We start from the raw sequence: 1,858 nt of genomic DNA, 5'->3' as shown, positions 1-1,858 counted from the left end.
ACCAGGCGGCCCCGGCCCCCACCGGCCCCGTACAGACGCCGTACCAGCCGGGTCCCTACGGCGGCACGCCCGCGCCCGCCCCGGCCTACGGCTATCCGCAGCAGGCGGGCTACCAGCCGCAGCCCTCGGTCGGGTTCGGGCAGCAGGGCCTCTCGACCCCGCCGCCGTACAACCTGACCCCGCAGCACCCGACGCCGGCGTCCGGGGGAGGCGGCGGCAAGAGCAACAAGCCGGTGATCATCGGCTCGGTGGTCGTCGCCGTCATCGCGGTCGGCGCGCTGATCGTCACCCTGTCGATGAACAACGGCAGCAATGACGACGCGAAGGGCAGCGACAGCAGCGCGAGCACCTCGGCGACCGCGGTCGAGGGTCACCGCGACGGCGACACGTCGAAGACGATCGCGACGACCGCGTGCAAGGAGCCGGAGGAGTCGTACAACGACCCCAGCAAGATCCAGATCCCGGACTTCCAGTTCAAGTACATCGACTCGGTCAAGTCCTGCCTGCAGGCCGCGGGCTGGAAGGTGAAGATCAAGTCCGAGGACGAGAACACCTACGGCCAGGGCACGGTCATGGACCAGTTCCCGGCGGCCGGCACGGACGTGGACCCCAAGGACATGCCCCAGATCCAGCTGGGCGTCTCCACGGGCAACCCGTCCTGACGCCGCTCCTGTGGAAGGGCCCGGCAGCATCGGCTGCCGGGCCCCTTTGACGGTGGGCGGTAAGCGTGCGGGTGCGGGTCCTACAGGTACGGACCGCCCACGCGGCCGCCGCCCGGCTGCCCTTCCTCGGTGCCGTCGCCCACGCCCGGCGGCAGCGCCCGGCGCATCTGCTCCAGCTGCGCCCGCGCGGCCATCTGCTGGGCGAACAGCGTGGTCTGGATCCCGTGGAAAAGCCCCTCCAGCCAGCCCACCAACTGGGCCTGCGAGATGCGCAGTTCCGCGTCGCTCGGCGTCACGTCGTCCGTGAACGGCAGCGACAGCCGCTCCAGCTCCTCCACCAGCTCGGGCGCCAGACCGTCCTCCAGCTCCTTCACGGAGCTGCGGTGGATCTCCTTGAGCCGAGCCCGGCTGGCTTCGTCGAGGGGAGCCGCACGCACCTCCTCAAGAAGCTGCTTGATCATGCTGCCGATCCGCATGACCTTGGCCGGCTGTTCCACCATCTCCGTCACCGGGATCTCGCGGGAGTCCTCTTCCCCGGTGCCACCGAGCGCCATCCCGTCCTGTCCCACGACCAGGATCTGAGGCTTCTCCGGTGACCTTTCGTTCCTCGGCATCTCCATTCCGCCATTCTCTCGCACTCGTACACCTCACGACCGTGGTGCCCCCCTCGAAAGGTGATCCACGGTTTCCGCATGGCCGAACCCGGAGTGCCGTAACGGCCGCCCGATGTGACGCTGGTCGCGTCGATCTTGCCGCCTCGGCTCGGGAGGGGGTCACGGACGTGACTCCATGGCTGCGTACAACGGGACTGCTGCTTGTGCTGGGCACAGGTGCGGTGGTGAATCCGTGCGGGGGTGTTCCGGCGTACGGCGTGGAGTCGGGGAGCGGTGCGAGCACCGGTGGTGCCGGGGGCGGTCGGGTCGCGGTCACGGCGCCCGCATCCGCCCCTGCTTCCGCTGCCGCCTCGGCCTCCGCCTTGAGGCCTGCTTCCGGCCCCGACGCCGCCCACGCCTCCCCCGATCCCTCCAGGGCCGGAAGCCAAGCGGGCGAAGGACGGGAACGGCCGGGCCGCACCGCGGAGCCGACCACCGACGAGGACGAGAGCGGAGGTGCGGGCGAGGGCGATGACACAGCTGGGCTGACGGCGGACGGTGACGACGACGGGAGCCACTCGGCCAGCCCCGCCAGCCCTACAC

Annotated in this window: 2 protein-coding genes; one reads left to right on the top strand and one right to left on the bottom strand. The window is 70.6% G+C overall.

Translation table 11 applies throughout. The features are described 5' to 3' along the window. Window positions 1-662: PASTA domain-containing protein (locus tag AC31A1_RS50820; RefSeq protein ID WP_489659820.1), on the top strand; the 662-nt coding region annotated here is incomplete at its 5' end. A gap of 80 nt (window positions 663-742) precedes the next feature. Here the strand turns inward: AC31A1_RS50820 and AC31A1_RS50815 are convergent. Beyond that, window positions 743-1,282 (bottom strand): bacterial proteasome activator family protein, encoded by a 540-nt coding sequence (locus AC31A1_RS50815; protein ID WP_489659819.1) that lies wholly within the window; start codon window positions 1,280-1,282, stop codon window positions 743-745. Between the last annotated feature and the right edge of the window lie 576 nt (window positions 1,283-1,858).

The sequence above is a fragment of the Streptomyces sp. P5F9 genome (assembly GCF_057961495.1).
The sequence above is the reverse complement of the archived record's forward strand: the minus strand, read 5'-3'. Positions and strand labels throughout refer to the sequence as shown.

Coding starts and splice junctions, on each gene's coding strand:
- AC31A1_RS50815 (WP_489659819.1), bottom strand. CDS start 1,282: ATGGAGATGCCGAGGAACGAAAGGTCACCGGAGAAGCCTCAGATCCTG.